The organism is Aequoribacter sp. (assembly GCF_965659035.1).
Taxonomy (GTDB): Bacteria; Pseudomonadota; Gammaproteobacteria; order Pseudomonadales; family Halieaceae; genus Aequoribacter.
The window spans coordinates 1-1,777 of record NZ_CBFHWH010000167.1; the positions used below are offsets into that span (position 1 = coordinate 1).

Sequence of the window (1,777 nt, forward strand, 5' to 3'; positions counted from 1 at the left end):
TCCCGATGAGGCCGAAGTCAACGTGTTGGTGTTGCAAGACACTTCAGCCATTCAAGTGGCTGTTGATGCGTCCTTGCCGCAAGCTAATGATGACGGGACCTACTCGACAGTTGTGCGTTTAGTTGTTGCTAACACGGGTAACGTGACGCTGTCAGACTTGCGCCTGACATCTGACTTGGCCGCTGTCTTCCCCGCGGGTTACACCTTGGATATGAGTGCGGCCACGATCGATAGCGATCTGATCCAGCTAAATTCAGCCTATGACGGCTCAACCGATACCAATGTGTTCCTGTTGGATTCTGTAAGTGGCTTTGATAGCAGCTTATCAGTGGGTGATGACGTGGTTGTGACTATCCCTCTCAGCTTTACCCCTGGTGAGGAGCAGCGTTTCACGCTTGAAGCGCAAGCTCATGGTGATTCTACTGTCGGCCCTGCTAGCGATACGGCAGCCGACGAAGAGGGTCCGATGGCAGGAACCGTTAGCATTACTCCAACCGGTGTGTTGGGCGTGAGCTTGCAGGCGACGCCTACTCGGGAAACTCAGCCTTCGGCTGACCCCAACGCTCGTTGTGAGAACGCAGCTTGTACCACCGAGCTGGTAATTAATGTCGAGAACTCGGGTAATACCGACCTCAGCGACGTGAACGTGGCGCCGGTGCTGGGTGGCTTAAGTGGCTTCCCGGATGGAACGGTAATTACCATTCGCTCTGTGTCTGTAACAGGTGACCTAACAACGGCTGATGAGACCATCGAGTCACAAACCTTTGTGATTGGTCAGGATCCATTGCCTTCGCTATTAACTGGCGATGAGTCATTGGCGCCCGGTGATTCGGGTGAAGTGCGTCTAGTGATTGATTTCACTCTGCCAGCAGGTACTAAGTCTGAAGACTTTGATATCTCGGCCGAGGGTGAATCGGTTGATGCAATCAATGGTGAACCCGTAACGGATACGTCGAACAACGGTACCGATACCGACGCTAATGGCAACGGCCCTGCTGATGATTCCACCCCGACGCCCTTGAAAGTGGCGCGTCAGCCGATCATCGGTGTGGTTGCGCAAAGCGGCAGCAATACTGACGACACCGTAATGACCTTGGTTGACTCTGGGGATGCTACGTTGCCAGTGAGTGAGCGTACCTTAACTTACGAGACGAGTTTCCAAACCGAGATTACCAACTTAGGTAATACCGATCTCGAAAACGTGGATGTGGTTACCTCGCTAGAAGCTACCTTCCCAACCTTGGCAACCCAGCCCGGTCAGCCCGTGAGCGTGGTTCCTGAAAGCATCGTAGTCATCAAAGTATCCTACGACGAGAACGGTAATGAGGTTATGACACCGCTGCCAACGGCGGTTAATACCAACTTCGACGGTATTAATGACGTGAACCTCATTGACCGCAACGAAGTCTCGTTGGCACCCGGTGAGTCGCTGCGCATCACTTACGACGTTCAAGTCGAAGTGAACTACGGTGACACCGATACACTCGAGACCCTGCAGCGCCAGACCTTTGAAACTCAGGTAGCCGCGAATGGTACTGACCCCAACACGGGGCGCACGATCTCGGATTTGTCGAACGACGTGCCCGAGAAAAACCTGAGTGATCTGAGTGCCAATGAAGTCAAGAGCTCGATCGATACCGACGGTGACTTGACCCGAACGAAGACGGCGAGAACGAACCGACACCGCTGAACTTCCCAGCGGCGGCCGAAGGCAGGATGTGCCGCGATACCGACGGCGATAAGCAGTGTACCGATGCTGACGAAGCCCTTGCGGGTT

Annotated in this window: 1 protein-coding gene; it reads left to right on the forward strand. The window is 54.1% G+C overall.

Going from position 1 to position 1,777, the window contains the following annotated elements; genetic code table 11:
* A partial coding sequence (locus tag ACTF5Z_RS12095) for a hypothetical protein (RefSeq protein WP_438985855.1) occupies positions 1-1,690 on the forward strand: 1,690 nt, incomplete at its 5' end.
* Positions 1,691-1,777 lie beyond the last annotated feature (87 nt).